This is a genomic window from Isoptericola variabilis 225 (assembly GCF_000215105.1).
Classification (GTDB): Bacteria; Actinomycetota; Actinomycetes; order Actinomycetales; family Cellulomonadaceae; genus Isoptericola; species Isoptericola variabilis_A.
Genome location: NC_015588.1, coordinates 301,131 through 322,190 on the forward strand (window position 1 = coordinate 301,131; position 21,060 = coordinate 322,190).

Here is a 21,060-nt window from a genome sequence, read left to right on the forward strand (position 1 = left end):
ACGTGCGTACCGGTCTCGAGGAGGTCGGACGGCGACGCCGCTGCAGCGGCCGGCCCGCCCGCTCGGAGAGACACCGGTCGACCGGAGAACGACGGGCCGTCCCGTACCGCGGTGCGGGCTGCGGGTGACGACGCAGGTGCCTGTACGGGGCCGGAAGACCACCCGCGTCCGGCGTGCTCGTGGAGAACGGGCCGGAGGGGCTGAGGACGAAGGCGCCCCTCCGATCCGACGGGTCGCGCCGGGGCCGTGACGTCGACCACGGCGCCCTTGGTCCCCGGGATCGTCGACCAGGGGTACGCGGTCCCTTTCCGAGGCCCCCCGGCCGCCCCGGGGGGCCTCGGCTGTGCCCGGGACGAGCCGGGACGGTGCTGAGACGTCGGCGCACCCCGCGGCCTACGCTCGGTGCATGAGCAACCTGGAGACCCGGCCGGACGAGCAGGTGTGCACGGCGGGGGAGCGGGGCGAGGGCGTCGAGCTCCTCACGCCGCGCGACGTCCCGCTCGGCGGGCCGCGCGCGATGAGCGTGCGCCGGACCATCCCGCAGCGGCAGCGCACGCTCGTCGGGGCCTGGTGCTTCTGCGACCACTACGGGCCCGACGACGTCTCGCGCTCGGCCGGGATGCAGGTCCCGCCGCACCCGCACATCGGCCTGCAGACGGTCAGCTGGCTGTTCGCGGGCGAGATCCTCCACCGCGACTCGGTCGGCTCTCTGCAGACCGTGCGGCCGGGCGAGCTCAACCTCATGACCGCGGGCGTGGGCATCTCCCACTCCGAGGAGTCGCCCGCGGGCGAGCGGCCCCCGACGCTGCACGGCGTCCAGCTGTGGACCGTCCTGCCGTCGTCGGACCGCGACGTCGAGCCGCACTTCGAGCACCACGCCGACCTGCCGGTCGCCGAGGTCGGCGGCGCGCGCGTCCAGGTGTTCATGGGCCGCCTGCGCGTCGGCGGCGAGGACCTCGTCTCGCCCGCGCGGACGTACACCCCGCTCGTCGGGGCGCAGCTCGACCTGCCGGCCGGGGCGAGCGTCGAGCTCGACGTCGACCCTGTGTTCGAGCACGCGCTGCTCGTCGACGACGGGGACGCCACCTTCGCGGGCGAGCCGGTGCCCCAGGACGCCCTCGCCTACGTGGCGCCCGGGCCCCGGCGCGTCGTCGTCACGGCGGGCCGGTCCGCCGTCCGTGCCGTGCTCATCGGCGGCGAGCCCTTCGGCGAGGACATCATCATGTGGTGGAACTTCGTCGGCCGGACGCACGAGGAGATCGAGCGGGCCCGCGCGGACTGGATGGCGCAGATGGTCGACGGCCCCGACGGCGAGACCGCGTACGCGCCCGGTGCGGCAAGCCGGCGGTTCGGCGAGGTCCGCGGTTACGCGAGCGGGCCGCTGCGCGCGCCGGCCCTGCCCGACGTGCGCCTGCGCCCGCGCACCCGGCCCACGGGCCGCAACACCGACGTCGCGCCCGAGCCGCCCGCGATGAGCTGACAGGTTCGATCGGCACTACGGCAGTCGGTCGGCACCTCGAGGTGCCGACCGAGTCCGGGACTGCCGAACGAACCAGGAGCACGCGCCCGGGAACGACGAAGCCCCCGGCCGGTGACGCGGCTCGGGGGCTTCTGCTCGTGAGCGGGTGACGGGAATCGAACCCGCGCTGTCAGCTTGGGAAGCTGAAGTTCTACCATTGAACTACACCCGCGCTGCACGCCGATGACGGTGTGCGCGCCCCGATCATACCGAACGTCCCGGACAAGTCCGAACCCGACGCACGCACCGCCGTCGGGCACCGCGGACATCCCGGCGGCGCCCAGGCTCGCGGGCTACCGTGTGCCCGTGCTGCTCTCCGACCGCGACATCCGCGCCGAGCTCGACGCCGGCCGCGTCGTCCTCGACCCGTACGAGCCGGCGATGATCCAGCCGTCGAGCATCGACGTGCGGCTCGACAAGCTCTTCCGGCTGTTCGACAACCACAAGTACCCGTTCATCGACCCGTCGCAGGAGCAGCCCGAGCTCACGCGCCTGGTGGAGGTGGACGAGGGCGAGCCGCTCGTGCTGCACCCCGGCGAGTTCGTGCTCGGCTCGACGTTCGAGGCGGTCACGCTGCCCGACGACGTCGCGGCGCGTCTCGAGGGCAAGTCCAGCCTGGGCCGGCTCGGCCTGCTGACGCACAGCACCGCCGGGTTCATCGACCCCGGCTTCTCGGGGCACGTCACGCTCGAGCTGAGCAACGTCGCGACGCTGCCGATCACGCTGTGGCCGGGCATGAAGATCGGGCAGCTGTGCTTCTTCCGGCTCTCGTCGCCCGCCGAGAACCCGTACGGCTCGAGCGTGTACGGCTCGCGGTACCAGGGTCAGCGAGGCCCGACGGCGAGCCGGTCGTGGCAGTCGTTCCACCGCACCGACGTCTGACGGTCGGGTCATGAGCACGTTCCACGAGGACGGTCGGCGTCGCTACGCTCGGTCCCGCCGCGCCGGATCCGGCGCGGGTCACGCCCCCGGCGTGCTCAGGACCCGTAAGGAGCTCCGCCAGATGGCCCAGCCCACCGCGACCCCGCCCCCCGTGCCGCGCGTGTCCGCGCAGGGCCACCAGGCCCGCCACCTGCTCGCGCTCCCGGCGGACGTGGTCGTCGACGAGGTCGAGGTCCTGGCGATGTCGCGCTTCGTCGGCACCCGCTGGGACGTCGTGCCGCCCGACCTGCCCGGCGCCGACCTGCCCGTGGGGCGGATGGCGGGCCCGGGCGAGACCGGGCTGCTGCGCCTGACCCGGCACAGCTCGCTCGCCGGCCCCTACGCGCCCGCGGGCGACGGGTTCGAGCTCGGCCTGCCGGCCGGCACCGCGACGGTCTTCGACGTGCTGTGCCCGCGCGAGCGCTGGGACGAGGCGCCCCCCGCCTTCGGCGGCGACCGCGACGGGCTCGCGCGGTCGTTCCCGGCAGGGCTGCCCCACCGCGAGGAGGAGCGCGTCGTCACGTGGCTCGTCGCGGCCGCGCGCCGGCTCGGCGGCTCGGTGCGGCTCGACGTCGCGGGCCTGTGGGACCCGGCCGACGGCGGCCGGCGGGGGCCGGGCGCCGGCGTCGTGCTGACCCCCGACCCGGGCGTCGCGGTCGACATGACGGTCTACTCCGACGTGTGGCTCGACCCGCAGGCCGCCGAGCGCGTGCTGCGCTCGGCCCACCCCCGGTTCGCGCTCGCGACCCAGGGCAAGGAGTACCTCGGCCCGCCCGAGGGCATCGCCGAGCGTCCGGCCTTCCCGGGCGACGACCTCGACCCGGAGCTGCGCCGGGCCATCCACGCGCGCGCGGACGACTTCGACATCGCGGCGCTCCAGGCCCCGATGGTCCTCGACGGGTACGGCGTCGTGGTCGACCTCGGCCTCGACGGGTGGGTCACCGTCGAGATCAACGGCGAGGAGAACCTGCCGCTCCTGCTGCGCGACCTGCCGTGGGCCGCCGGTGGAGCGGTGAGCTACCGCGTGCGCTGGGACCCGCCGGACCTGGTCGAGTCGCAGCAGGAGTTCCCGCAGCCCGCGCACGTCGTGGCACGCAAGCGCGCGGCCGACCTCGTGGCGCGCTGCGCGAAGGTGCTGCACGACGCCGTGGGCGGCGAGGTGGCCGACGAGTTCGACTTCCTGCTGGACCCCGCCGACCTGTGACACCGGTCACGGGCACCGTCCTCGGGCCGTGCCGGCGCGGCCCCTCCCGCTACAGTAGGAAGCCCCCGCCCCCTGACGGACGGAGAGTTCGTGCCGCTCGTGCTGCTCGTGCTGCTGGCGCATCTGGTGCTGGCGGTCGGCGCGCCCGTGCTCGTCTCCTGGTGGGGGCGCCGCGCGTTCTGGGTCCTGGCGCTCGCGCCGGCCTCGGCCGCCGCGTACGCGCTGACGTGGACGACGCGCGTCATGGAGGGCGAGGCGGCGACGACGCACGTCCCCTGGGTCCCAGGCCTGCACCTGGCGGTCGACCTGCGCCTGGACACGCTGTCGTGGTTCCTGCTGCTCGTGGTCGGCGGCGTCGGCGCGATCGTCATGCTCTACTGCGCGGCCTACTTCTCGCGCGACGCGCACGGCATGGGCCGGTTCGCGGGCGTCCTGACGGCCTTCGCCGGCGCGATGGCGGGGCTCGTCGTCGCGGACGACCTGCTGCTGCTCTTCGTCTTCTGGGAGCTGACGACCGTCTTCTCCTACCTGCTCATCGGCCACCACGCGGACCGCAAGTCCTCGCGGCGGGCCGCGATGCAGGCGATCGTCGTCACGACGGCGGGCGGCCTCGTCATGCTCGTCGGCCTCGTGATCCTCGGGGTCGCGTCGGGGTCGTGGCGGGTGTCCGAGGTCGTCGCCGACCCGCCGTCGGGCACCGCCGTCACGGTCGCGGCGGTGTGCCTGATCGTCGGTGCGGCGACCAAGTCGGCGCTCGTCCCGTTCCACTTCTGGCTCCCGGCCGCGATGGCGGCCCCCACCCCGGTCTCGGCCTACCTGCACGCGGCAGCGATGGTCAAGGCCGGCGTCTACCTCGTCGCCCGCTTCACGCCCGCGTTCGGGGAGACGCCCGTGTGGCAGGCGCTCGTGGTCGTGCTCGGCGGGGGCGCGCTCCTGCTCGGCGGCTACCGGGCGCTGCGCCAGCACGACCTCAAGCTCGTGCTCGCGTTCGGCACCGTCTCGCAGCTCGGCCTGCTCGTGCTGCTGCTCGGCATCGGCACGCGCGGCGCCGCGCTGGCGGGCCTCGCGCTGCTGGGGGCGCACGCGCTGTTCAAGGCGGCGCTCTTCCTCGTCACGGGCGCCGTCGACGCCGTCACCGGCACGCGCGACCTGCGCCGGCTCTCCGGGCTGTGGCGCACGATGCCGCTCACCGCGGCGGCGGCCGGCCTCGCGACCGCGTCGATGATCGGGCTGCCGCCGTTCGCGGGCTACGTCGCCAAGGAGGCCGCGCTCGAGGCGCTGTCGCACGGGCACGGGCCGCTCGGCCAGGTCGCGTTCTGGGCCGTCGTCGTCGGCTCGGTGCTCACGGTCGCCTACGGGCTGCGGTTCTGGTGGGGCGCGTTCGCGACCAAGCCCGCCGGCACCGCACCCGAGGGGGAGGAGGTGCGGACCGGGCCCCGCCGCCGCGTGCCGACGCTGCTCGTCGCCCCGCCCGCCGCGCTCGCGCTCGGCGGCCTCGCCGTGGCCGTGGTGCCGAGCGTCGGCGAGCGCCTGCTCGCCCCGTACGCCGACACGTACCCGACCGGCGAGCCGGGCCACCTCGTGCTGTGGGCCGGGGTCACGCCCGTCCTGATCGTGACCGCCGTCGTGCTCGCCCTGGGGCTGCTCGCGTTCTGGCAGCGCGACCGGGTCGAGCGGTGGCAGGCCGGCCTGTGGTCGCCGCGCGGCGCCGACCTCGTCTACCGCCGCTCGATGCGGCGCCTCGACGAGCTCGCGGCCGACGTCACCGCGTTCACCCAGCGCGGCTCCCTGCCGTTCTACCTCGCCGTGATCCTCGTCGTGCTCGCGCTCGGGCCGGGTCTGGCGCTCGCCGTCGGGCTCGTCGGCCGGTCCGACGGCGGCGGCCCGGCGGTCGAGGTCGTCGCCTGGGACCGGCCCGCGCAGGCCGCGGTCGCGGCGGTCGTCGCCGTGGCGGTCCTGCTCGCGGCCCGCGCGCGCCGGCGCCTCAAGGCCGTGCTGCTCGTGGGGGCGGCCGGCTACGGGAACGCGGCGCTCTTCCTGCTCCACGGGGCCCCCGACCTCGCCCTGACCCAGGTGCTCGCCGAGACCGTGACGATCGTCGTCATGGTGCTCGTGCTGCGTCGCCTGCCCCCGTACTTCTCGGACCGCCCGCTGCGCGCGTCGCGCTGGGGCCGCATGGTGCTCGGCGGCGTCGCCGGCGTGGTCATGATGGGCTTCGCGGTGCTCGCGTCGTCGGCGCGCGTCGCGACGCCGGTGAGCGTCGACTTCCCCGAGGAGGCCGAGGTCTTCGGCGGCGGCAAGAACGTCGTCAACGTGACGCTCGTCGACATCCGTGCCTGGGACACCGTCGGCGAGCTGTCCGTCCTGCTCGTCGCCGCGACCGGCATCGCCTCGCTCGTGTTCCTCCGCCAGCGCAGCGGCAAGGTGCTGCGCCTCGCGCAGGCGGACGACGTCGAGCACGAGGACCGGCACACGCGCAGCGTGTGGCTCGCCGCGGGCCGCACGCAGGACCCGCGCCGCCGGTCGATCCTCTTCGAGGTCGTCACGCGGGCGATCTTCCACGCGATGGTCGTGTTCGCGCTGTTCCTGCTCTTCAGCGGGCACAACGCGCCGGGCGGCGGCTTCGCCGCGGGGCTCGTCGTCGGCATCGCGCTCACCGTGCGGTACCTCGCCGGCGGGCGGTACGAGCTCGGCGAGGCCGCGCCCGTGCACCCGGGCCTCCTGCTCGGCACGGGCCTGTTCCTGTCGGCCGGCGTGGGGCTCGCGTCGATGGTCGCGGGCCAGGAGGTGCTCGAGAGCTTCATCGTCGACCTCCACGTGCCCGTGCTGGGCAAGATCCACCTCGTGACGTCGCTGTTCTTCGACGTCGGGGTCATGCTGCTGGTCGTCGGGCTCGTGCTCGACATCCTGCGCACGCTGGGCGCCGAGCTGGACCGGCAGGCCGAGATCGAGGGGCGGGCGGTCTGATGGTCGTGCTCGAGAACACCGCGTCGCTGGCGCTCGTGGCCGTGATCGGCGTGCTCGTCGCCGTCGGGGTCTACCTCATGCTCGAGCGGTCCCTCACCCGGGTCGTGCTCGGCTTCGTCCTGGTCGGCAACGGCGTCAACCTCACGCTGCTCGTGGCGGGCGGGCGCGCCGGCTCGGCGCCGATCGTCGGCACCGCGCCCGACGGCGAGCCCATGAGCGACCCGCTGTCGCAGGCGATGATCCTCACGTCGATCGTCATCGCGCTCGCCCTCACGGCGTTCGTGCTCGCGATGGCGTACCGGTCGTGGCAGCTCCACGGTCACGACGAGGTCGCCGACGACGTCGAGGACCGGCGCATCGCGCGCGCCGCCGCGGCGAACGCGCCGTCGTTCACCGACCTCGACGCGCAGGACACCGGCGAGACGCTCGCCGAGGAGGCGGCCGAGGCGCAGGACGAGGTGGCCTCGGAGGACGAGGCCGAGCCCGGGCGCGACGCCCGGGACGGCCGTCGGGAGGGAGCGCGATGAGCTGGGGACTGCACTCGCTCGTGCCGCTGCCCGTCCTGCTGCCGCTCTGCGCGGCAGGCCTCACGCTCGCCCTGCACCGGCACACGCGCGCGCAGCGCGTCATCAGCACGACGGCGCTCGCGGCGACGACCCTGACGTCGGTCCTGCTGCTCGTCGCGGCCGACGCCGGGCCCGTCGTGGTCGACGTCGGCGGGTGGGCCGCGCCCGTGGGCATCCCGCTCGTCGCGGACCGGCTCTCGGCGCTCATGCTCACCGTGAGCACCGCCGTCATGCTGTGCGTCCTGCTGTACTCGATGGGCCAGGGCGTCGTGGGCGAGGCCGCCATCGACGGGCACGGCCGGGTCGCCGAGATCGTGCCCGTCGCGATCTACCACCCGACCTACCTCGTGCTGGCCGCCGGCGTGTCGAACGCGTTCCTCTCGGGCGACCTGTTCAACCTCTACGTCGGGTTCGAGATCCTCCTCGCGGCGTCGTTCGTGCTGCTCACGCTCGGCGGCACGGGCGAGCGCATCCGCGCCGGGTCGGTCTACGTCGTCGTCTCGCTCGTGTCCTCGCTGCTGTTCCTATCCGCGGTCGCGCTCGTGTACGCGGCCACCGGCACGGTGAACATCGCGCAGGTCTCGCAGCGGCTGCACGACGTCGACCCGACCGTCAGCCTCGCGCTGCAGCTCCTGCTGCTGCTCGCGTTCGGGATCAAGGCCGCGATCTTCCCGCTGTCCGCGTGGCTGCCCGACTCCTACCCGACGGCGCCCGCGCCCGTCACGGCGGTGTTCGCCGGCCTGCTCACCAAGGTCGGCGTGTACGCGATCATCCGCACCCAGACCGTGCTGTTCGGCGACCAGCCCGTGGTCGACCAGGTGCTGCTCGTGCTCGCGCTCGCCACGATGCTCGTCGGCATCCTCGGCGCGGTCGCGCAGGACGACGTCAAGCGACTGCTGTCGTTCACGCTCGTGAGCCACATCGGCTTCATGATCTTCGGCGTCGCCATGGCGTCGGAGGCGGGCACCGCGGCCGCGATCTTCTACGTCGTCCACCACATCACCGTGCAGACCACGCTGTTCCTCGTCGTCGGGCTCGTCGAGCGCCGCGGCGGGTCGACGTCGCTCGAGCGGCTCGGCGGGCTCGCCCGCGTCGCGCCCGGGCTCGCGATCCTCTTCTTCGTCCCCGCCATGAGCCTCGTCGGCATCCCGCCCCTGTCCGGGTTCCTCGGCAAGGTCGGCCTGCTCACCGAGGGCGCGCGGCTCGGGACGCCGCTGACCTGGACCCTCGTCGCCGGCTCGGTGCTCACCTCGCTCCTCACGCTCTACGCGGTCGTCAAGGCGTGGAACAAGGCCTTCTGGCAGACCCCGCCGGACGAGGTGGTCGAGCGGTCCGACGACGCGACGCACCTGCCGCGCGGCATGGTCGGCCCGACGGCGGTGCTCGTCGGCGCGGGCCTGGCCCTGACCTTCGTCGCGGGCCCCCTGTACGGGTACGCGGAGCGTGCGGCCGCGACGTCGATGGACGGCACGACGTACGTGGACGCCGTCTTCCCCGGCGGCGCCGACCGGGGCACCGGGCACTCCGACAACGTGACCCAGGCGGGTGAGGACTCGTGAGCCCTCAGCGCCTGCGCCGCCGCGTGCTGCGGCTGCGGATCCACTGGCCCACGCTGCTGGTCCTGGCCGGCGTGTGGATCGTGCTGTGGGGCGACCTGTCGTGGGCCAACGTCGTGGGCGGGCTCGCGGTCTCGGCGCTCGCCGTCGTGCTGTTCCCGCTCCCGGCCGTCGCCGCCGACACGACGCTGCGGCCGTGGCCGTTCCTGCGCCTCCTCGGGCACTTCGCCGTCGATGTGTTCGCCGCGTCGTTCCAGGTGGCCTGGCTCGCGTTCCGGCCCGGTCCCGCGCCGCGCGCGGGCATCGTCGGCGTCCGGCTGCGCAACCCGGACGACGTCGTGCTGACCGTGACGGCCGCGATCACCTCGCTCGTGCCCGGCTCCGTCGTCGTCGAGGCGCAGCGGCGCTCGGGGATGCTCTTCCTCCACGTGCTGGACCTCGAGGGGTCGGGCGGCCCCGACGGCGTCCGTGAGCGCACGCTCGCGCTCGAGGAGCGGGTGCTGCGCGCGTTCGCCGGACGCAGGTTGCTCGAGCGCGTCGAGCTCGGCGCGGGAAGGGAGGGCTGATGGACGACGTGCTCGTCGTCGTGGGCGTCCTCGCCGCGGCCATGCTCGCGGTCGGCGCGACGCTCGCGGTCGTCCGCGTCGAGCGCGGCCCCTCGATGCTCGACCGCACCGTCGCGTTCGACGTCCTCACCACGACGCTCGTCGGCGTCATCGCCCTCGAGGCGGCGTTGTCGCGGCGCACCGAGACCATCCCGATCCTCGTGGTGCTCTCGCTCGTCGGGTTCATCGGGTCCGTCGTCATCTCGCGCTTCGCCGCGCGCGAGCGCCCCGAGGAGGGCGCCGGGCGCGGCCACGGCGAGTCGGCCGCCGAGGGCGCGCGAAGCGACGCCGAGGAGCAGGAGGGCCGGGACGCCGCGGTCGACCCCGAGCACCACGGCGGCGGCGCGGAAGGGCAGGTGGGCTGATGGCCGGCGAACCGACCTGGGTCACGCTCCTCGCGGACGCGGTCGCGGCCGTGTGCCTCCTCGCCGGAGCGTTCCTGGCGCTCGCAGCCGGCGTCGGCATGCTGCGCTTCCCCGACGTGCTGGCGCGCATGCACGCCGTGACCAAGCCGCAGGTGCTGGGGCTGATCCTGGTGCTGACGGGGGTGGCGCTGCGGGTGCGCAGCTGGCCGGTGCTCGCGATGCTCGGGCTCGTCGTCGCCTTCCAGCTCGTCACCTCGCCCGTCGCCGCGCACATGGTGGGGCGCGCCGCGTACCGCACGGGCAAGGTCGCGCCCGGGGACCTCGAGGTCGACGACATGCGGCGCACCCTGCCCGACGACGGGCGCCCTCCGGGCACCGGGGCGTGACGACCGCGCCTCAGGCGCGGGCCTCCCGCGCGAGCAGGCGCTCCTTGATCGCGAGCCCGTACCGGAAGCCGCCGAGCGAGCCGTCGCTGCGCAGCACGCGGTGGCACGGGACGAACAGCGCGGCCGCGTTCGTCGCGCACGCGCCCGCGGCGGCACGCACCGCGGCGGGGCGGCCGGTGCGCGCCGCGTACTCGGTGTAGGTCACGCGCTCACCCGGCCCGACCTGGCGCAGCACGTCCCACGCGAGCTCGCGGTACGAGCCCGACCGCTGCCGCACGGGCACCCGGCCCACCGCGTGCGGGTCGCCCGCGTAGTAGGCGGCCACCGCCTTCGCGGGCTCGGCGAGGTCCGGGTCGGCGGACGCGTCGTCCGCGTCGACCTCCTGCACGTCCGACGGGCGGAGCGTGGGGTGCACGAGCGCGACGAGCGACGCGACGTCGTCGGTCCAGCCCGAGGCGAGGACCGCGCCGTCGGACACGACGAGGGAGAACGGGCCGTCGGGCGTGGCGAGCGTGGTGGCACGGGCGGTCATGGTGCGGTCCCTTCCGGACGGGGGCTGGTGGTCGTGGACGGCGCGGCGAGCGGTGCCGCCGCGCGCCACAGGTGCACCGCGGCGTACGAGCGCCACGGCGCCCAGGCGGCCGCGCGCGCGGCGAGCGCCCGGTGCGGTGCCGCGGCCGCCTCGGGCAGGACGCCGGCCGCGCGGGCGCCGGCGAGGAGCGCGACGTCGCCGTCGAGCCAGGCGTCGGGGTCGCCGAGCACGCGCATCGCGACGTACGCGGCCGTCCACGGGCCGATCCCGCGGCGGGCGACGAGCGCCGCGCGCAGGGCGTCGGGGTCGTCCCCGACGCCGACGGCGAGCTCGCCGTCGGCCAGCGCGCGGGCGACGGCGACGACGGTCCCGCGCGTCCGGGCGGGCAGGCGCAGGTGCGTGCCGCCGTCGTCGGCGACCTGGGCGGCCGTGGGGAAGAGCCGGGTCAGGCCCCCGATGCGTGACGCGTAGGGGGTGCCGGCCGCCGCCGCGAGCCGCGACAGGTGCGTGCGTGCCGCCGCGACGCTGATCTGCTGGCCGACGATCGCCCGCACGACGGTCTCGTGCGGGTCCACCGTGCCGGGGACGCGGATGCCGGGCGTGGCGGCGACGAGCGGTGCGAGCGCCGGGTCCGTGGCGAGCGCGGCGTCGACCGCGCCGGGGTCGGCGTCGAGGTCGAGGAGGCGGCGCAGGCGCGCGACGGCGACCGGCACGTCGGCGAGGGAGGCCACCTCGAGGCGCAGGGCGACGCGGCCGGTGCGGCCGACCGCGCGCGGCCTGACGGTGACCTCGGCGGCGCCCGGGCCGTGCGGCAGCGCGAGCGTGCGCGCGTAACGCAGGACAGGCCCGTCGAGCGCGGCCGTCTCGACGCCGTCGACGGCGCGTGCCGCGAGGAACGTCAGCGTGCCGAGCGCGTCGAACGGCTCGCGGACCGGGAGCGTGAGGTCGAGCACCACGGCCTCGCCCGCCGCCCCCTGCTCGCGTGCAGGGGCGGGGTCCGTCCGACGACGCCGCGCGCGCAGCTCGCTGGGCGTGGTGCCGAAGACCTCGGCGACCGTGTCGTTGAACTGGCGGATGCTGCCGAACCCGGCCGCGAACGCGACGTCGGACAGCCGCAGGTCGGTGCCGACGAGCAGCGCGCGGGCGGTCTGCGCGCGCTGGGCCCGGGCGAGCGCGAGCGGCCCCGCGCCGAGCTCGGCGACGAGCAGCCGGTGGACGTGGCGCGGCGTGTAGCCTAGGCGGGTCGCGAGCCCGTCGACCCCCTCGCGGTCGACGACGCCGTCGGCGACGAGCCGCATCGCGCGGCCCGCGACGTCGCGTCGCAGGTTCCACGCGGGCGTGCCGGGCGCCGCCTCGGGCAGGCACCGCTTGCACGCGCGGTAGCCCGCCTCGTGCGCCGCGGCGGACGTGAGGTAGAAGGTGACGTTCTGGGGCTTGGGCGTGCGCGCGGGGCACGACGGACGGCAGTAGATCCCGGTGCTGCGCACGGCGGTGAAGAACTGCCCGTCGAACCGGGCGTCCCGCGCGGCGATCGCACGGTACCGCTCGGCGAACACCGGGTCCGCCGGGCTGGTCGTCGTCTCCGCGGTCGCTGTCATGCCGCCATCGTCGCGTGCCCGACCACGGCCTGGCTAGCGGGAATCGGACACCGCACCCCACCGGGTACCCAGGCGGTCGTCGAGCCAGTCGAGCACGGTGCTCAGGTACTTCTCGCGCGCGGGGGCGGGGGAGAGCGCGAGGTCGTGCGCGCCGCCGGCCACCTCGACGTACGTCACGTCCGTGCCGAGGCGGGGCGCCCGTTCACGGATGTGCTCGACGCGCAGCACGGAGTCGGTGGTGAGCAGCTCCGGGTGCCGTCCCGGGGGTCCGGTGCGGTCGGAGGCGAGGACGAGCACCGGCTCCCGGACGTCCAGGCCCCGTCCGACCCGCCGGTGCGCGCGCCGGACGGACCGGAACCAGCCCGCCCGCACGGGGAACGCCTCGTACGGCTTCCAGGTGAGGTCGAAGTCCCACTCGCCGCCGCCCTCGACGTGCAGCGCGCGGCAGTAGTGCTCGCCGAGCCGCCCGATCACCAGGCGCGGGGCGATCCGGCCGACCACCTCCATGAGCCACGTCAAGGGGACGCGCTCGAGCCAGCCCTTGTTGAGCTCGAGCCACGGGCTGTTGAGCACGAGGGCGTCCGCGCGGCCCGGACGCGCGTCCGCCCACAGGGAGGCGACGAGCCCGCCGGTCGAGTGGCCGAGCACGGCGAGCGTCTCGTGGCCCGCGCCGCGCACCGCGGCGGCGGCGGCGTCGAGATCGCGGGCGTACCGGGCGAGGTCGTCGACGAGGTTGGGGTCGCCGCCGGCGTCGAGGTGCGCCGAGAGCGAGCGCCCGTGGCCGCGCAGGTCGACCGCGTAGAACGCGTAGCCGCGCTCGGCGAACGCCTCGGCCACGTGCCGATGGAAGAAGTAGTCCACGAACCCGTGCACGTAGAGAACCGCGACGCGGGCCGGCGGGTCCCCGACGGACGGAGTGTGGCGCACGAGCGTCACCTCCGCGCCGTCCGGTAGCGCGAGCGTCCGGGCCTCGAAGCCGTCGCCGAGCACGTCGGGGCGCCATGCCCCCTCGCGCGCTCCCATCAGAAGCCCGTCCCGCCGGGACCGTCGGCGTCCCGGCGCCGCCGGGCGCGGGCGACGATGACGACGACGGCCGCGACGGCGATCGCGAGCACGAGCAGGAGCCCGGCGACGGCCCACAGCGGCAGACCCTCGCCGTCGTCGTCCTCTGCTCCCGCGCCGCCGGCCGCACCCTCGCCGGCCTTGCCGTTCGAGACCGCCGAGCCGCGGGCCCGGAGCTCGGTGCGCTCGCCGAGCGGCGGGCGCCACTCGACGGTGTTCGTCCCGACGACCTCGCCGTTCGTGTCGACGACCTCGCCCGGGAACGTGATCGCGACGCGCGCGTCGAACGAGTCGACGAGCTCCGGCGGCGCGGACTCGAGCTCGCCCGTGTCGTCGGTGAGGTCCATGGCGCCGGAGACGACGTACTCGTCGCCCTCGCGCGTGACGGTGAGCTCCTCGCCCGCGACGCCGCCGAGCTCCGAGACGGGCTGCTCGGCGAACGTGTACCGACCGCCGGTGTACTCGCCGTCGGCGTACGGCTCCTCGGTCGCGCCCTCGGGCAGGTCGCCCGCGACCGCCTCGGACCCCTGCTCCCAGAGCTCCTGCGGCTCGGCGCCCATGGCCTCGGCCAGCTCGTCGGAGAACGCGACGACGAACGTGCCCGACGCCGTGTCCCCCTCGGTGAGCGTGAGGGCCAGGTCCATCTTCATGCAGCCGGACAGGGCGAGGGCGGCGGCGACGGCGAGCGGCGCCGCGAGCCACGGGCGGCGGCGGACGCCGGACGATGAGGTCACGCGCCCAGCATGTCTCAGGCCACCGACGCGGGCCACTCCCGCGCCGGCCCACAGGTGGCGAGCAAAGTTGAGCGGAATAGACTCAACCTCGCGGCGGTTCTCGCCACCAGACGTCCCAGCTCATCCCGGAGGGTCCATGGACACCAAGTTCACGACGATGTCGCAGCAGGCCATCGGCGACGCCGTGCAGTCGGCGTCCGCGGCGGGCAACCCCCAGCTCGAGCCTGTGCACCTGCTCTCGGCGCTCCTGCAGCAGCAGGGCGGCGTGGCCGTCGGCCTACTCGAGGCCGTCGGCGCGAACCCGCAGCAGATCGGGCAGAAGGTGCGGGCCGCGCTCGTCGCGCTGCCGCAGGTGACCGGCACCACCGTCGCGCAGCCCAGCGCCTCGCGCGCGACCTCCGTCGCGCTCGAGAACGCCGCCAAGGAGGCGCAGTCCCTCGGCGACGAGTACGTCTCGACCGAGCACCTGCTCATCGGCATCGCGGCCGGGCAGTCGCCCGCCGCCGAGATCCTCCGGTCCGCGGGCGCGACGGTGGAGGCGCTGCGCGCGTCGCTGCCCGCGGTCCGCGGCTCCAGCCGCGTCACGAGCCCGAACCCCGAGGGCACCTACAAGGCGCTCGAGCAGTACGGCACGGACCTGACGGCCCTCGCCCGCGAGGGCAAGCTCGACCCGGTCATCGGACGCGACGCCGAGATCCGACGCGTCGTCCAGGTCCTGTCGCGGCGCACCAAGAACAACCCCGTGCTCATCGGTGAGCCCGGCGTCGGCAAGACCGCCGTCGTCGAGGGGCTCGCCCAGCGCATCGTCGCCGGCGACGTGCCCGAGTCGCTCAAGAACAAGCGCCTCGTCGCGCTCGACCTCGCGAGCATGGTCGCGGGCGCGAAGTACCGAGGCGAGTTCGAGGAGCGGCTCAAGGCCGTGCTCGAGGAGATCAAGGCGTCCGACGGGCAGGTCGTGACGTTCATCGACGAGCTGCACACCGTCGTCGGCGCGGGCGCCGGCGGCGAGGGTGCCATGGACGCGGGCAACATGCTCAAGCCCATGCTCGCCCGCGGCGAGCTGCGCATGGTGGGCGCGACGACGCTCGACGAGTACCGCGAGCACATCGAGAAGGACCCCGCGCTCGAGCGGCGCTTCCAGCAGGTGTTCGTCGGCGAGCCGTCGGTCGAGGACACCATCGCGATCCTGCGCGGCCTCAAGGAGCGCTACGAGGCGCACCACAAGGTGACCATCGCCGACTCCGCGCTCGTCGCCGCCGCGACGCTCTCCGACCGCTACATCAGCGGCCGCCAGCTGCCGGACAAGGCCATCGACCTCGTCGACGAGGCCGCCTCGCGCCTGCGCATGGAGCTCGACTCCTCACCCGTCGAGATCGACGAGCTCCAGCGTGCCGTCACGCGCCTCGAGATGGAGGAGGTCGTCCTGTCCGAGTCCGACGACGAGGGCTCGCGCGAGCGCCTCGAGCGGCTGCGCGCCGACCTCGCCGACAAGCGCGAGCAGCTCGCCGCGCTCACCGCGAGGTGGGAGGCCGAGAAGGCCGGCCACAACCGCGTCGGCGAGCTGCGCGCCCGGCTCGACGAGCTGCGCGTCGAGGCCGAGCGCAAGCTCCGCGAGGGCGACCTCGAGGGTGCCGCGCGCATCCAGTACGGCGAGATCCCCGCCGTCGAGCGCGAGCTGGCCGACGCCGAGCGGGCCGAGGCCGACACGGGCGCGGCCGAGGAGGTCGCCCACGAGGCGCCCATGATCGCCGACAAGGTCGGCGCGGACGAGATCGCCGAGGTCGTCTCGTCCTGGACCGGCATCCCGGCAGGGCGCCTGCTCCAGGGCGAGCAGGAGAAGCTCCTGCACATGGAGGACGTCATCGGCGAGCGCCTCATCGGCCAGACGGCCGCGGTCCGCGCGGTGTCCGACGCCGTCCGGCGCTCGCGGGCGGGCGTCTCCGACCCCGACCGGCCGACCGGGTCGTTCCTGTTCCTCGGCCCGACGGGCGTCGGCAAGACCGAGCTCGCCAAGTCGCTCGCGGACTTCCTGTTCGACGACGAGCGCGCCATGATCCGGATCGACATGTCCGAGTACTCCGAGAAGCACTCGGTGGCCCGGCTCGTCGGCGCGCCCCCGGGCTACGTCGGCTACGAGGAGGGTGGCCAGCTCACCGAGGCCGTGCGGCGTCGGCCGTACTCGGTCGTGCTGCTCGACGAGGTCGAGAAGGCCCACCCCGAGGTCTTCGACATCCTGCTCCAGGTGCTCGACGACGGACGCCTCACCGACGGCCAGGGCCGCACGGTGGACTTCCGCAACACCATCCTGGTGCTCACGTCGAACATCGGCTCGCAGTTCCTCGTCGACCCGACGCTCGACGACGACCAGAAGCGCGAGGCCGTCATGAACGCCGTGCGCGCGTCGTTCAAGCCCGAGTTCCTCAACCGGCTCGACGACATCGTGGTGTTCGACGCGCTCACGCTCGAGGAGCTGGGCCGCATCGTTGACCTGCAGGTCAAGCAGCTCGCCCAGCGGCTGGCCGACCGCCGGATCACGCTCGACGTCACGCCCGCCGCACGCGAGTGGCTCGCGCTCGAGGGCTTCGACCCGGCGTACGGGGCGCGCCCGCTGCGCCGCCTCGTGCAGCGCGAGATCGGCGACCGGCTCGCACGGCAGCTGCTCTCGGGCGACATCACCGACGGCGACATCGTCCAGGTGGACCGCGAGGGCGAGGGGCTCACGCTCAGAGCGGTCAAGTCGGCCTGACGGCGGTCACCCGCCGGTCACGGCCGTCACTCCAGGAGCGTGCCGGTGCGGGGCTCGGCCGAGACGGCGAGGCACAGGCCCGTGCGGTCGCCGTCGGCCCACGAGTCCTCGCTCGGCACCCACACGACGTAGCGCAGGCCGTCCGCGGCGCCCGACTCGCGCGCCTGCGGCCCGAGGAGATCGGGGCCGCAGCCGCGGGCGGTGCGGGCGGCCACCGCGTCGTCACCCGGCCACACGGCGTCGGGCGCGGCGTCGGTGCGGCCGACGACCTGGGCCTCGTGCGGGTCCGCGCACGGCACGGCCTGCACCCCGCGCACGAGACCGTCGTCGGGCAGCTCCGCGACGCACGAGCCCAGCACGAGCTGGACGGCCTGCGCGCGCACGGGCTCCTCGAGAGTCGCCGGCAGGGGCTCCCACGAGCGCTCGCGCGCGGACTGCGTCACGAGCGCGACGACCGCGGCGAGGACCGCCACGACGGCGACGGCGACGATCGCGACCGCCAGCCGCCGGCGCGAGCGCGACCTCGGGCTCGGGCTGGGGCTCGGGCCGCGGGGCGCGGCGTAGGCGCCGGGCGTGCCGTACGCGCCCGGCGGGCCGTACGCGGCTGCGGCGTCGCCGTACGGGGCCGGCGTGCCGTCGTCGGGCGCGTGTGCCGGGACGGGTGCCGGGCCGGGCAGGTGCACCCGGTCCAGGTCCGCCGGCGGCAGCGACCCGGGCGGCGTCGGCGACGCGAACGTCGGCTCGGACGGCTCGGAGCTCATGCGCACAACCTAGCCCGCGTCGGCGAGGTCGAGGACGACGGGCACGTGGTCGCTCGCGCCCGCGCCCTTGCGCTCGTCGCGCTCGATCCGCGCGCCGGTCACGCGCTCGCGCAGCGCCGGGGACACGTACGCGAAGTCGATGCGCATCCCGTAGTTCCGCGGGAACGCGAGCTGCTTGTAGTCCCAGTAGGTGTACGTGTGCGGCTCGGGGAGCAGCTCGCGCGTGACCTCCGTGTACCCCGCGGCGCCGAACGCCGCGAAGGCGTCGCGCTCGGCCGGCGAGGTATGGGTCCTGCCCTCGAAGAACGCCGGGTCCCAGACGTCGGTGTCGAGCGGGGCGACGTTCCAGTCGCCGACGAGCGCGACCTGCGCCGCCGGGTCGTCCGCGAGCCAGCCCGCGGCCGCCTCGCGCAGCGCGTCGAGCCAGCGCAGCTTGTACGCGAGGTGCGGGTCGCCCTGCGCCCGCCCGTGCGGCACGTAGAGCGACCACACGCGCACACCGCCGCACGTCGCACCGATCGCGCGCGCCTCGACGGGCGGCGGGACGTCGAGCAACAGGTCCTCGGGGTCCGCGCCGGCCTTCGCGAAGCCGGGCTGCCCCGGGAACGCGATCTCGACGTCGGACAGCCCGACGCGCGAGGCGATCGCGACCCCGTTCCACTGGCTGTACCCGACGTGCGCGACCTCGTACCCCGCGTCCTCGAACGCGCGCGTCGGGAACTGGTCGTCGCGGCACTTGGTCTCCTGCAGCGCGAGCACGTCGGTGCCCGAGCGCTCGAGGTACGCCAGCACGCGGTCGACGCGGGCCCGCACGGAGTTGACGTTCCAGGTGGCCAGTCGCACGGCCCCACCCTAGGGCGCCGCGCGGCACCGCCGCGTGGGGAGCCTCTAGGCTGCTGGCTATGGGAACCGCGCTCGTCACCGGCGCCACCGCCGGCCTCGGCCTGGAGTTCGCCTGGCAGCTCGCCACGGCCCGGCACGACCTCGTGCTCGTCGCGCGCGACGAGGACCGCCTCGAACGCGTCGCCACGCAGATCCGCGCCGCCGCCGGCGTGCGGGTCGAGGTCCTGTCCGCGGACCTGTCGGTGCACGACGACGTCGCGCGCGTCGCGGACCGTCTCGCGGTCACGGGTGAGGACGAGCAGGACGACCGCCGTCCCGTCGGCCTGCTCGTCAACAACGCGGGGTTCGCCACGGCGCAGCACTTCGTCGGAGGGGAGCTCGAGACAGAGCTGCGCGCCGTCGACGTCATGGTCCGCGCCGTCGTCCAGCTCACGCACGCCGCCGTCGGGCAGATGACCGCGCGCGGCCGCGGGGCCGTCCTCAACGTCGCGTCGGTCGCCGCGCTCACCGCGGGCGGGACCTACGCCGCGGCCAAGGCGTACGTGCGCACGTTCACCGAGGCGCTCGCGGTCGAGCTCAAGGGCACGGGCGTGACCGCGACCGTGCTGTGCCCTGGGTTCGTCCGGACCGAGTTCCACGACCGGGCCGGGCTCGACATGGACCACGTGCCCGACCCGGGCTGGCTCGACGCGTCCTACGTCGTGTCGGAGGCGCTCGCCGACGTGCGTCGCGGCGTCGTCATCTCGACGCCGTCCGTGCGGTACAAGGCCGCCGCCGCGCTGCTGCGCCTGGCGCCGCGGACCGCCGTGCGGGCCCTGGGCAAGTACCGCTGAGCCGTACCCTTGACCCCGTGACGACCGCCGACTTCTCCCCGACCCCCCGCGAGCAGCTGCTCGAGCTCGTCAAGGAGCTCGCCGTCGTGCACGGGAAGGTGACGCTCTCCTCCGGCAAGGAGGCCGACTACTACATCGACCTGCGCCGGATCACGCTGCACCACCGTGCCGCCCCGCTCGTCGGGCACGTGCTGCTCGACCACCTCGAGGAGGTCGGGCTCGGCACCGCCGAGGTCGACGCCGCGGGCGGCCTCACGCTCGGCGCGGACCCCATCGCGGACGCGCTGCTGCACGCCGCCGCGTCGCGCGGTCAGGACCTCGACGCGTTCGTCGTGCGCAAGGCCGCCAAGACCCACGGCATGCAGCGCCAGATCGAGGGCCCTGACATCACGGGCCGGCGCGTCGTCGTCGTCGAGGACACCTCCACGACCGGCGGCTCGCTGCTGCAGGCGATCGACGCCGTCGAGGCCGCGGGCGCGCAGATCATGGGCGTCGCGACGCTCGTGGACCGCAGCACGGGTGCCAAGGAGAAGATCGAGGAGCGGGGCTACGCCTACCACTACCTCTTCGACCTCGACGACCTGGGCCTCGCGCCGCAGGCCTGAGCCTCCCGCCGGGCGGACGCGCCACGTGGTTCGATACGGCTGTGCCTGAGCATCGAGTGCTCGTCGCCGCCGGTGCTGAGGACAGGGTCGCGACGGTCCTGCCCGGTTCCGGGTACACCGCGCAGGGGCCGCTCCTCGCGTATCCGGCCGCGGTGCTGCGTGACGCCGGCTGGACCCTCCGCACGGTCGTGTGGGACGGCGTGTGCCGGGACTTCGACGTGCGCGACGCGGCCGAGCGGATCTCGGCGGGGCTGCCCGCGGTCCTCGCGGGCGGAACCGCGGACCGACTGTGGGACCCGGCCGTCGCGGCCCGGTCGGGCGCGCGGGTCGTCGAGGTGCCCGGCGCGGACCACAGCCTGGAGGTCCCCGGTGACTGGCGGCGGTCGCTCGGCGCGCTCGCCGAGGTGACCGCGGCGGTCGAGGACCTGGCCCGATCCGTCAGATGAGGTCGACGAGGTCGGCCACGGAGTCGACCACGTGGGACGGGCGGAACGGGAACGTCTCGACGTCGGCGGCCGCGGTCGAGCCGGTCATGACGAGGAAGGTCTCGAGCCCGGCCTCGATGCCCGCGACGACGTCGGTGTCCATGCGGTCGCCGATCATCGCCGTGGTCTCGGAGTGCGCGTCGATGCGGTTCAGCGCCGAGCGGAACATCATCGGGTTCGGCTTGCCGACGTAGTAGGGCGAGCGGCCGGTCGCGGCCTGGATCATCGCGGCGACGGCGCCCGTGGCGGGCAGCGGCCCCTCGGTCGACGGCCCCGTGGTGTCGGGGTTGGTGGCGATGAAGCGCGCGCCGCCCTGGATGAGCCGGACCGCCTTGGTGACCGCCTCGAACGAGTACGTGCGCGTCTCGCCCAGCACCACGTAGTCGGGGTCCGAGTCGGTCAGCGTGTAGCCCACCTCGTACAGCGCCGTCGTCAGGCCCGCCTCGCCGATCGCGTACGCCGACCCGCCGGGGATCTGGTCGGAGAGGAACTGCGCCGTCGCGAGGGCCGACGTCCAGATCGACTCCTCGGGCACCTCGATGCCCGAGCGCGACAGGCGCGCCCGCAGGTCGCGCGGCGTGAAGATCGAGTTGTTCGTGAGGATGAGGAACGGCCGCTCGGCGTCGCGCAGCGCCTTGACGAACTCGGGCGCGCCCGGGATGGCGAGGCCCTCGCGCACGAGGACGCCGTCCATGTCGGTGAGCCAGCTCTCGATCTTCCGGTGCGTCACGCCGCCACGGTAGCGGATGGCAGCGCGCACGACACCCGGCAC

The 21,060-nt window shown here is 74.9% G+C and carries 20 protein-coding genes and 1 tRNA gene; 13 read left to right on the top strand and 8 right to left on the bottom strand.

Annotated elements, in window-relative coordinates:
• The first annotated feature begins 406 nt into the window (after positions 1-406).
• Positions 407-1,480 carry a pirin family protein gene (locus ISOVA_RS01415; RefSeq protein ID WP_013837482.1) on the top strand — a complete coding sequence of 358 codons (1,074 nt, stop codon included), beginning with the start codon at positions 407-409 and terminating at the stop codon, positions 1,478-1,480.
• A gap of 140 nt (positions 1,481-1,620) precedes the next feature.
• Here ISOVA_RS01415 and ISOVA_RS01420 read toward each other — a convergent pair.
• A tRNA-Gly gene (locus ISOVA_RS01420) sits at positions 1,621-1,691 on the bottom strand.
• 134 nt (positions 1,692-1,825) lie between these two features.
• Between ISOVA_RS01420 and dcd the strand changes: the two genes are divergently transcribed.
• The 8 genes from dcd to mnhG all read left to right on the top strand — a co-directional run bounded on the left by dcd (position 1,826) and on the right by mnhG (position 10,089).
• Positions 1,826-2,401 carry a dCTP deaminase gene (gene dcd / locus ISOVA_RS01425; RefSeq protein ID WP_041295013.1) on the top strand — a complete coding sequence of 192 codons (576 nt, stop codon included), beginning with the start codon at positions 1,826-1,828 and terminating at the stop codon, positions 2,399-2,401.
• Positions 2,402-2,522: 121 nt separating this feature from the next.
• The gene (locus ISOVA_RS01430; RefSeq protein ID WP_013837484.1) at positions 2,523-3,644 is read left to right on the top strand and encodes a hypothetical protein; all 1,122 of its coding nucleotides are present in this window, start codon (positions 2,523-2,525) and stop codon (positions 3,642-3,644) included.
• 99 nt (positions 3,645-3,743) lie between these two features.
• Entirely contained in the window at positions 3,744-6,611 is a 2,868-nt protein-coding gene (locus ISOVA_RS01435) for a Na+/H+ antiporter subunit A (RefSeq protein ID WP_186004582.1), read from the top strand.
• The gene (locus ISOVA_RS01440; RefSeq protein WP_013837486.1) at positions 6,611-7,138 is read left to right on the top strand and encodes a Na(+)/H(+) antiporter subunit C; all 528 of its coding nucleotides are present in this window, start codon (positions 6,611-6,613) and stop codon (positions 7,136-7,138) included. Before ISOVA_RS01435 ends, ISOVA_RS01440 begins: the two co-directional genes overlap by 1 nt.
• Positions 7,135-8,736 (top strand): Na+/H+ antiporter subunit D, encoded by a 1,602-nt coding sequence (locus ISOVA_RS01445; RefSeq protein WP_013837487.1) that lies wholly within the window; start codon positions 7,135-7,137, stop codon positions 8,734-8,736. The genes ISOVA_RS01440 and ISOVA_RS01445 overlap by 4 nt, the downstream gene beginning before the upstream one ends.
• Positions 8,733-9,299, top strand: a complete 567-nt coding sequence (locus tag ISOVA_RS01450) for a Na+/H+ antiporter subunit E (RefSeq protein WP_013837488.1) — start codon at positions 8,733-8,735, stop codon at positions 9,297-9,299. Before ISOVA_RS01445 ends, ISOVA_RS01450 begins: the two co-directional genes overlap by 4 nt.
• A complete protein-coding gene (locus ISOVA_RS01455; protein ID WP_013837489.1) occupies positions 9,299-9,703 on the top strand; it encodes an MrpF/PhaF family protein in 405 nt (134 codons plus the stop codon). The genes ISOVA_RS01450 and ISOVA_RS01455 overlap by 1 nt, the downstream gene beginning before the upstream one ends.
• On the top strand, positions 9,703-10,089 hold the full coding sequence (gene mnhG, locus ISOVA_RS01460) for a monovalent cation/H(+) antiporter subunit G (protein WP_013837490.1): 387 nt from the start codon (positions 9,703-9,705) through the stop codon (positions 10,087-10,089). Before ISOVA_RS01455 ends, mnhG begins: the two co-directional genes overlap by 1 nt.
• Before the next feature lie 10 nt (positions 10,090-10,099).
• On the opposite strand, the gene ISOVA_RS01465 is transcribed toward mnhG, so the two are convergent.
• Genes ISOVA_RS01465 through ISOVA_RS16650 form a run of 4 tightly spaced genes read right to left on the bottom strand, consistent with a single transcriptional unit; the run spans position 10,100 to position 14,015 of the window.
• Positions 10,100-10,621 carry a methylated-DNA--[protein]-cysteine S-methyltransferase gene (locus tag ISOVA_RS01465; protein WP_013837491.1) on the bottom strand — a complete coding sequence of 174 codons (522 nt, stop codon included), beginning with the start codon at positions 10,619-10,621 and terminating at the stop codon, positions 10,100-10,102.
• The gene (locus ISOVA_RS01470) at positions 10,618-12,219 is read right to left on the bottom strand and encodes an AlkA N-terminal domain-containing protein (protein WP_013837492.1); all 1,602 of its coding nucleotides are present in this window, start codon (positions 12,217-12,219) and stop codon (positions 10,618-10,620) included. Before ISOVA_RS01470 ends, ISOVA_RS01465 begins: the two co-directional genes overlap by 4 nt.
• Before the next feature lie 33 nt (positions 12,220-12,252).
• Positions 12,253-13,242 (bottom strand): alpha/beta hydrolase, encoded by a 990-nt coding sequence (locus ISOVA_RS01475; RefSeq protein ID WP_013837493.1) that lies wholly within the window; start codon positions 13,240-13,242, stop codon positions 12,253-12,255.
• The gene (locus ISOVA_RS16650) at positions 13,242-14,015 is read right to left on the bottom strand and encodes an LppM family (lipo)protein (protein ID WP_013837494.1); all 774 of its coding nucleotides are present in this window, start codon (positions 14,013-14,015) and stop codon (positions 13,242-13,244) included. The genes ISOVA_RS01475 and ISOVA_RS16650 overlap by 1 nt, the downstream gene beginning before the upstream one ends.
• Positions 14,016-14,151: 136 nt before the next feature.
• Between ISOVA_RS16650 and clpB the strand changes: the two genes are divergently transcribed.
• Complete coding sequence (gene clpB, locus ISOVA_RS01485) at positions 14,152-16,761, top strand: ATP-dependent chaperone ClpB (RefSeq protein ID WP_013837495.1); 2,610 nt, start codon at positions 14,152-14,154, stop codon at positions 16,759-16,761.
• 26 nt (positions 16,762-16,787) lie between these two features.
• On the opposite strand, the gene ISOVA_RS17110 is transcribed toward clpB, so the two are convergent.
• Entirely contained in the window at positions 16,788-17,522 is a 735-nt protein-coding gene (locus ISOVA_RS17110; RefSeq protein ID WP_013837496.1) for a septum formation family protein, read from the bottom strand.
• A gap of 9 nt (positions 17,523-17,531) precedes the next feature.
• Positions 17,532-18,365, bottom strand: coding sequence for an exodeoxyribonuclease III (locus ISOVA_RS01495; protein ID WP_013837497.1), 834 nt, complete (start codon positions 18,363-18,365; stop codon positions 17,532-17,534).
• 59 nt (positions 18,366-18,424) lie between these two features.
• On the opposite strand from ISOVA_RS01495, the gene ISOVA_RS01500 reads away from it, so the two are divergent.
• From ISOVA_RS01500 to ISOVA_RS15295, 3 genes are read left to right on the top strand one after another with little or no spacing between them, the layout of a single operon-like run.
• Entirely contained in the window at positions 18,425-19,198 is a 774-nt protein-coding gene (locus tag ISOVA_RS01500) for an SDR family NAD(P)-dependent oxidoreductase (RefSeq protein WP_013837498.1), read from the top strand.
• Between the two features lie 17 nt (positions 19,199-19,215).
• Entirely contained in the window at positions 19,216-19,803 is a 588-nt protein-coding gene (gene pyrE, locus ISOVA_RS01505) for an orotate phosphoribosyltransferase (RefSeq protein ID WP_013837499.1), read from the top strand.
• Positions 19,804-19,844: 41 nt separating this feature from the next.
• Positions 19,845-20,249 carry a hypothetical protein gene (locus ISOVA_RS15295; RefSeq protein WP_143762029.1) on the top strand — a complete coding sequence of 135 codons (405 nt, stop codon included), beginning with the start codon at positions 19,845-19,847 and terminating at the stop codon, positions 20,247-20,249.
• Here ISOVA_RS15295 and ISOVA_RS01515 read toward each other — a convergent pair.
• On the bottom strand, positions 20,242-20,982 hold the full coding sequence (locus ISOVA_RS01515; RefSeq protein ID WP_041295020.1) for an HAD-IIA family hydrolase: 741 nt from the start codon (positions 20,980-20,982) through the stop codon (positions 20,242-20,244). The two genes, ISOVA_RS15295 and ISOVA_RS01515, sit on opposite strands and share 8 nt — an antisense overlap.
• Between the last annotated feature and the right edge of the window lie 78 nt (positions 20,983-21,060).

Bases quoted from the DNA above. Each gene is read 5' to 3' on its own strand.
- ISOVA_RS01455 (WP_013837489.1), top strand. From the start codon at position 9,299: ATGGACGACGTGCTCGTCGTCGTGGGCGTCCTCGCCGCGGCCATGCTC.
- ISOVA_RS01445 (WP_013837487.1), top strand. From the start codon at position 7,135: ATGAGCTGGGGACTGCACTCGCTCGTGCCGCTGCCCGTCCTGCTGCCG.
- ISOVA_RS01440 (WP_013837486.1), top strand. From the start codon at position 6,611: ATGGTCGTGCTCGAGAACACCGCGTCGCTGGCGCTCGTGGCCGTGATC.
- clpB (WP_013837495.1), top strand. From the start codon at position 14,152: ATGGACACCAAGTTCACGACGATGTCGCAGCAGGCCATCGGCGACGCC.
- ISOVA_RS01500 (WP_013837498.1), top strand. From the start codon at position 18,425: ATGGGAACCGCGCTCGTCACCGGCGCCACCGCCGGCCTCGGCCTGGAG.
- ISOVA_RS01430 (WP_013837484.1), top strand. From the start codon at position 2,523: ATGGCCCAGCCCACCGCGACCCCGCCCCCCGTGCCGCGCGTGTCCGCG.
- ISOVA_RS01475 (WP_013837493.1), bottom strand. From the start codon at position 13,242: ATGGGAGCGCGCGAGGGGGCATGGCGCCCCGACGTGCTCGGCGACGGC.
- ISOVA_RS17110 (WP_013837496.1), bottom strand. From the start codon at position 17,522: ATGAGCTCCGAGCCGTCCGAGCCGACGTTCGCGTCGCCGACGCCGCCC.
- mnhG (WP_013837490.1), top strand. From the start codon at position 9,703: ATGGCCGGCGAACCGACCTGGGTCACGCTCCTCGCGGACGCGGTCGCG.
- ISOVA_RS01470 (WP_013837492.1), bottom strand. From the start codon at position 12,219: ATGACAGCGACCGCGGAGACGACGACCAGCCCGGCGGACCCGGTGTTC.
- ISOVA_RS01515 (WP_041295020.1), bottom strand. From the start codon at position 20,982: ATGGACGGCGTCCTCGTGCGCGAGGGCCTCGCCATCCCGGGCGCGCCC.
- ISOVA_RS01465 (WP_013837491.1), bottom strand. From the start codon at position 10,621: ATGACCGCCCGTGCCACCACGCTCGCCACGCCCGACGGCCCGTTCTCC.
- ISOVA_RS01415 (WP_013837482.1), top strand. From the start codon at position 407: ATGAGCAACCTGGAGACCCGGCCGGACGAGCAGGTGTGCACGGCGGGG.